Genomic DNA, 6,134 nt, shown 5'->3' with positions numbered 1-6,134 from the left:
TCTCTTATTCATTCTCTTTAGTCACCACTCCGGAAATCTTAACATTGACTTCTCTAACCGTTAAACCGGTCATACTGTTAATGCTGGAAACCACTCTTTCCTGTACTGCCTTGGAAACCTCGGGAATCGCATAACCGTAGCAAATGTTTAAGCGCAAATCCACAGCCACTTCCTCACCGGAAATCTCCACCTTAACACCGCGAGCCAGATCCTTAATTCCCATACGGGAAACCAGGGCTCCGGACCAGCCGCCATCCATGGAATCTACGCCATCCACCTCTGTTGCCGCAATGCCGGCAATGATGGAAATGACCTCATCCGCAATGATAACCTCTCCAAAACTATCCTGATCCTGTTCTTCTACTCTATATGCTCTTTGTTCTTCCATGAAGACCTCCCATAAATAACAACAATCTTTTGGAAATTTTACCATAAAAACAGAAAAAAGGAAAAGAAAAAAGGAGGCTGAAGAGAAAAGTAAGAAATAGCTTCGGTTCTAGTGTGATAGGCAAGTCCCAACGGGTACGCTCTCGCTGGAACCAAAAAGAGGATGAAAAAAGCCAAATTGGTTTTCTGTACAATATAGGCCTGAAATCAGGGGCACGCTCCCGCTAGCCTCGCCCTGCAGGGGTTCTAAGCTTTTACAAAACAAAAGCTAAGAACCCGCGGGCTCAGACTACCCCTTCTTTCAGACCTATATTGTCGAAAACCTATTCAATTCGCTTGGTTTTTTATATCCTCTGTTTATTTGCAAAGGGATTTCTTAGTCTAAAATCCGGCTATGCCTAGACTACCTTTACTCTAATCTCTTAAAAGAAGAAACTAACATCTCATCACAGACTGCATTCTCTTTATTTGATTTCCTATTAGTAATATAAATTTCCGCTTGAAGTATAATTATTATATAATTATACTGTACCTATAGAAAGGTGGTGCCCTATGGAATTCGAATGGGATGAAACCAAAAATCGGATAAACCAAATCAAGCATGGGGTATCCTTTGAAGAAGCAAAAACAGTATTTTATGATGAGCAAGCTCTGCTGGAGTATGACGAGCTTCATTCCGGAAATGAGGACCGTTTTCGTATCCTTGGTTGTAGCGATGAGGGCAATATTCTTCTTGTAGTTCATTGTATACGGGAAGAAACGACAATCCGTATTATCTCATCAAGAAAGGCAACTGCAGCTGAGAAAACAGGCTATGAAAGGAGTGTAAGGTGATGAACGATAGAGATGAATTTTTAGAAAAAGAATTTGATTTTAGCAAGGCTATAAAAAATCCGTATGCTAAGGCTCTGAAAAAGCAGATAACCATTAACCTTGACGAAAAAGTAATTCTCTTTTTTAAGAACAAAGCAGAAAACACAGGGATTCCATATCAGACTTTAATTAATCTATATTTAAAGGATTGTGTGAAGAATAATCGTCAACTTGAATTATCATGGAAATAGAGCGCCTGTAAAAAATTATAATTTTCTACGCAACATAGGTCTGAAATCAGGGTCACGCTCCCTTCTTTCAGACCTATAGTATATAAGCTATTCATTTTTTTATTTTTTATAGATACCCTTATTCAAACAGCTTCTTTATTTCGCCACATCCGCGTCTTCGTCTACTTCCTCTTCTTCATTGTCATTTTCGCCTTCGTCCTCCGGCTGTTCTTCATCCGGGACTTCAATAGGGTCTTCTTCTTTTAAGTCGTACTGCTCCATGTCCACTTCCACCTTTTCCTGCCAGGGGTTCACCGGTCCGGGGACATAGATTCCCATCATGGTATTTCCGTAATGAGCCTGAAAGGTTCCATTGGGAAGAGCCGTAATTCTGGGAACGGAATTTTCTTTGAGTTCCGCTTCTGCCTTAGCCAAAAGCTCATCCAGCACGATACTGGGCTTTGTTCTATAGGTGCTTTTGGAAAAATACGTAGGCTGGCCATTTGCCCCAAGGAACTGTCCCTGATCATTGACAGGATACTGACCCTCCACCTTGGTATTTACCGCCATACTGCCGTTTTCCGAAAAATAATAGGCGTAGCCGTCAATCACAGCCCAGCCCTTCATCATTTTCCCAAGATTCTTTTCTCTGTTATTCAGAAAATACCACTGCTCCCCATCCTTTAGCCAACCGCTCAGTAGCTTTTCTCTTTGGGGACTGATGTAATACCAGTCCTCCTTATCCTGAATCCAACCGGTTAAAGGCGTGCCGGCTTTGGTGTGATAACTCCACTCTTTGTTTTCATAAACCCAAACGCCCTGCTCTCTTTCCTCCGCATGAACCAAAATGCTGCAAAACAGACATAATAATAGAAGAAACAGGCAGGCCAAGCCACGTAATGCCGGTGCAGGAAGGAAACTTTCTCTATTCTCTCCCCAAGTTTTCCCAAAAAATCCCGAATTATTCTCATCAAAAATAGAGCGTGCCTTGCTGATGGCATAGGGCTTATGAGCCTGCTGCATTTTTTCTGTCAAGATTCTATATTCTTCTCTTCTTTGATATGGATTCATCTTCATGATCTATTCTTTCCCCTATTACTTGGATTATAGTTTCTATAGATTATCGGTTAGAATTAGGGAAAGAATAAAGGAGTAGTATAACAGCAGGCTTATGGAACTAAGCGTATTGATTGCTGCCCCTTAGCTTTATAGCTATGATTTTATAAAAAATAAGCATATAAAAAACGGGGCAGCAGACCATTACAGTCTACTGCCCAATTCAAAAGGACAAACAAAATCCTGTCCCGACTCTATCTACATTTTTCAAAAACTGTTCTTAATCCTATAGTCCCTTTAACGCTTTTACCCCTGCAGAAATCTGCTCTGCCATATAGCTTAGCATTTCCTTGGTCATTCCGGGGTAAACGCCAATCCAGAAGGTATGCTCCATAATATAATCGGTTTCCGTAAGGTCGCCCACCACCCGATAAGCATCGGTGTTTCGAATCTGGTTAAAGCAGGGGTGCTTAATCAGGTTTCCGGAGAACAGCAATCGAGTCTGGATATTTCTTTCCTCCAAATAAGCAGTCAAAGCATTTCTCTTTACCGGAGAATCCTTTTTCAGGGAAATCAGGAAACCAAACCAGGAGGGATCTGCATTTTCCGCAGGCTCCGGAAGAATCAAATCATCCGTTAAAGAGCTTAACTGTTCCCGTAAAAAGGCCCAGTTTTCCTTACGCCTCTCAATAAAGCTTGGGAATTTCTTCAGCTGCTCCACGCCAATCGCAGCCTGCATATCCGTAACCTTAAGATTATAACCAAAGTGGCTGTAGGTGTATTTGTGGTCATAGCCCTTAGGAAGTTCCCCGTATTGCCCAAGGAAGCGGCGCTTACAGAAGTTATCCTGTCCGGAGGGGCAAATGCAGTCCCTTCCCCAATCTCTAAAGGACAAAATCAACTTGGACAGCTGAGCATTGTTGGTATATACTGCTCCACCCTCTCCCATGGTCATGTGATGAGGAGGATAGAAGGAGCTGGTTCCGATATCTCCCCAGGTCCCTGTAAACTTTGTTTCTCCGTTAATGGTGTAACGGCTGCCTAAAGCATCGCAGTTGTCCTCTACAAGCCAGAGGGAATGCTTATCACAAAATGCCTTTACCGCCGATAAGTCAAAGGGATTTCCCAAGGTATGGGCAATCATTACCGCCTTGGTTTTCTCGGACAAAGCCTCCTCCAAACGGCGAACATCAATGTTGTACTGGGGCACGGTCACATCCACAAAAACAGGCACAGCCCCATACTGCAAAGCAGGCGTTACCGTGGTAGGAAAGCCGCAGGCTACGGTAATGATTTCATCTCCCCGCTTAATCTGCCGTTCTCCAAGCTCCGGCGCGGTTAAAGTCATAAAAGCCAGTAAATTGGCAGAGGATCCGGAATTTACCAAATAGGCATGCTTCACCCCAATCCACTCCGCAAACTTCTTCTCAAACTCATCCGCAAAGCGTCCGGTGGTCAGCCAAAAATCCAAAGTGGCATCCGTTAAAGACAGCATTTCCTTCTCATCAAATACACGGGAGGCATAGCTCACTCTGTCCCCCGGCTGAAAGTCCTTCTTCTGCTCCTTAAAGCTGTGGTAATACTCCGCCACCAAAGCCTTAATCTCTTCCCTGGCCTCCGCTTCATTTTTCCAATTCTTCATTTATAGTTAGTCTCCTTTATTTCTTAGTTTCAACTCAAACTTCTCTAATGATTCTATCCGTTTTATTTGCTTTAGTGCTTTTCTCATCCTATAGGCACTTTCAAAGCCTATACAGAATGATGGAAAAGCTATCGTTAAGAGTAAAGGAGAATTCTTTCCTTTGCAAGGTATTTCCTCTGAAGAAATCTTATCTTTTCAGAAAAACCAGATAACAAGAATAGCAAGAACGTGAAATCAGATATTAAAAATCAATTTTTTTGATATTTTTTATTGTATTTCGTGTTTTGTGATGCTATTATCACTACAGATAGTCTATGGAGGTAGTCAATATGCTCATTGAATTTTGTTTTAAAAATTACCGTTCTTTTCGAGATAAAACCGTACTATCCATGGAAGCAAGCGGCATTAATTCTTTGAAAAAGTCGCTTATCCCTCTATCCTCTAAAGTAAAGTTGCTTCCATCCTGTGCAATATATGGAAAAAATGGTGGCGGTAAAAGTAACGTCATTCGAGCTTTCTGGCTTGCCGTACAATTTATCCGAAACGCACAGAGGACTCAGCATGATCGTGCCATCATTCCGGTTCGCCCGTTTTCCTTAAATGATTATTCAAAAAATGACCCTACAGAATTTGAATTTGTTTACAGTTCTAACGGCGTTCGTTACTGGTATGGTTTTTCAGCAACAAGAGAAAAAATCTTTTCAGAATATCTATACCATGCTCCCAAAGGACAAAAAGCCCTCATTTTTGATAGAAAAGAGCAAAACTTTTCTTTCACAGAAGATAAAGCTAAAAGAACTTTAATCGGGAAAATGGTTGCAGAGAATCAACTGTTTTTCTCAGTAGCATGTACTATGAATGACACAGCATGCGTTTCAGCCATGCAATGGTTTCGAAATGAAGTATATTTTTCTCGTGACTATTCCGATATTCCCGGTCAAATCTTAGAATATGCAGAAGATAAGCTGATGCTAAAAGCAATTTCTGATTATGCCAAGGCTGCAGACTTAGGCATTTTAGATGTTCAATTCGAAATCAACAATAAGGAAGTTCGGTCAGATGGACCTCTTCCAACGGATATTCCGGAAGACTTCAAAACTGAATTATCACAGTTTATACGTGCACTCTCTGAAACCTCCTCTGACGGCACCATTTTGCTACAACTACAGGAAGTCTCTGCTCAAGCAAGCCACCAAGGCGTTAAGAAAGACGGGAAAAAAGATAATTTTTACCTGGATCTTTCTGATGAATCTGATGGCACCAGAAAGCTGATGGCTCTTGCACCTGCCATTGAATCAGCATTACGAACAGGTGGTATTTTACTGGTAGATGAATTGGAAAAGGAACTCCATCCTCAACTGGTCAACTTCGTTGTAGCAAAATTTCAAAGTAAAGACAGTAACAAAAATGGAGCCCAACTCATTTTTACCACTCATAACACAGAGCTTTTGAACCTGGAATACCTGCGAAAAGATCAGATATATTTTGCCGATAAACAGAATAACGACGGTTCTTCCGAACTTTATAGTATCAGTGAATTCTCTACCAGGACTAGTGACAATATCCGTAAAGCGTATCTGGTCGGGAAATATGGTGCCACTCCTAATATTGTAATCGAGGAGGTAGAATAATGCCTCGTCCTACTAAGACTAGAACCGAAAAACCTTATATCATAGTATTTTGCGAGGGTGAAAGTGAGCAAGCTTACACCGACTTTCTCAAAAAAGAATTTCAGGATGTTGCTATCTTAAATTGTCCAAAATCCACCGGATTATTCGAATATGCAAAAAATAAATTTGCTAACGATTCAAAATATAAAAATAATTCTGAAGTCACTGATGAAATATGGTTTTTCTTTGATGTAGAAAAAGAGGATAGTCCATTTTGGAATGAGCGAATCAAAATCATAAAGCGTTTACGTAGCTTACGAAAAAATCCAAATATTAAGGTTCGTCTCCTGATGACAAGTGCCTGTATTGAATACTGGCTCTTACTACATTATGAAC

7 protein-coding genes are annotated in these 6,134 nt (G+C 41.1%); 4 read left to right on the top strand and 3 right to left on the bottom strand.

Annotation, left to right across the window (positions count from 1 at the left end):
- Positions 1–4: 4 nt before the first annotated feature.
- The gene (locus ACO4PX_RS08015) at positions 5–388 is read right to left on the bottom strand and encodes an Asp23/Gls24 family envelope stress response protein (RefSeq protein ID WP_485572215.1); all 384 of its coding nucleotides are present in this window, start codon (positions 386–388) and stop codon (positions 5–7) included.
- 551 nt (positions 389–939) lie between these two features.
- Between ACO4PX_RS08015 and ACO4PX_RS08010 the strand changes: the two genes are divergently transcribed.
- Complete coding sequence (locus ACO4PX_RS08010) at positions 940–1,221, top strand: BrnT family toxin (protein ID WP_315271437.1); 282 nt, start codon at positions 940–942, stop codon at positions 1,219–1,221.
- A complete protein-coding gene (locus ACO4PX_RS08005) occupies positions 1,221–1,451 on the top strand; it encodes a BrnA antitoxin family protein (protein ID WP_314329893.1) in 231 nt (76 codons plus the stop codon). Before ACO4PX_RS08010 ends, ACO4PX_RS08005 begins: the two co-directional genes overlap by 1 nt.
- Before the next feature lie 135 nt (positions 1,452–1,586).
- On the opposite strand, the gene ACO4PX_RS08000 is transcribed toward ACO4PX_RS08005, so the two are convergent.
- Both ACO4PX_RS08000 and rfbH read right to left on the bottom strand, forming a co-directional pair.
- Positions 1,587–2,507 carry a cell wall-binding protein gene (locus tag ACO4PX_RS08000; RefSeq protein WP_485572214.1) on the bottom strand — a complete coding sequence of 307 codons (921 nt, stop codon included), beginning with the start codon at positions 2,505–2,507 and terminating at the stop codon, positions 1,587–1,589.
- Positions 2,508–2,772: 265 nt separating this feature from the next.
- On the bottom strand, positions 2,773–4,128 hold the full coding sequence (rfbH, locus tag ACO4PX_RS07995; RefSeq protein ID WP_485572213.1) for a lipopolysaccharide biosynthesis protein RfbH: 1,356 nt from the start codon (positions 4,126–4,128) through the stop codon (positions 2,773–2,775).
- A gap of 329 nt (positions 4,129–4,457) precedes the next feature.
- On the opposite strand from rfbH, the gene ACO4PX_RS07990 reads away from it, so the two are divergent.
- Positions 4,458–5,759, top strand: a complete 1,302-nt coding sequence (locus ACO4PX_RS07990) for an AAA family ATPase (RefSeq protein WP_485572212.1) — start codon at positions 4,458–4,460, stop codon at positions 5,757–5,759.
- A partial coding sequence (locus ACO4PX_RS07985) for an RloB domain-containing protein (RefSeq protein WP_485572211.1) occupies positions 5,759–6,134 on the top strand: 376 nt, incomplete at its 3' end. The genes ACO4PX_RS07990 and ACO4PX_RS07985, both read left to right, overlap by 1 nt.

Source organism: Oribacterium sp. (genome assembly GCF_057249185.1).
Note: the sequence above shows the minus strand (reverse complement) of the source record. Positions and strands in the feature narration are given on the sequence as shown.

Bases quoted from the DNA above. Each gene is read 5' to 3' on its own strand.
- ACO4PX_RS08015 (WP_485572215.1), bottom strand. From the start codon at position 388: ATGGAAGAACAAAGAGCATATAGAGTAGAAGAACAGGATCAGGATAGT.
- ACO4PX_RS08010 (WP_315271437.1), top strand. From the start codon at position 940: ATGGAATTCGAATGGGATGAAACCAAAAATCGGATAAACCAAATCAAG.
- ACO4PX_RS08005 (WP_314329893.1), top strand. From the start codon at position 1,221: ATGAACGATAGAGATGAATTTTTAGAAAAAGAATTTGATTTTAGCAAG.
- ACO4PX_RS08000 (WP_485572214.1), bottom strand. From the start codon at position 2,507: ATGAAGATGAATCCATATCAAAGAAGAGAAGAATATAGAATCTTGACA.
- rfbH (WP_485572213.1), bottom strand. From the start codon at position 4,128: ATGAAGAATTGGAAAAATGAAGCGGAGGCCAGGGAAGAGATTAAGGCT.
- ACO4PX_RS07990 (WP_485572212.1), top strand. From the start codon at position 4,458: ATGCTCATTGAATTTTGTTTTAAAAATTACCGTTCTTTTCGAGATAAA.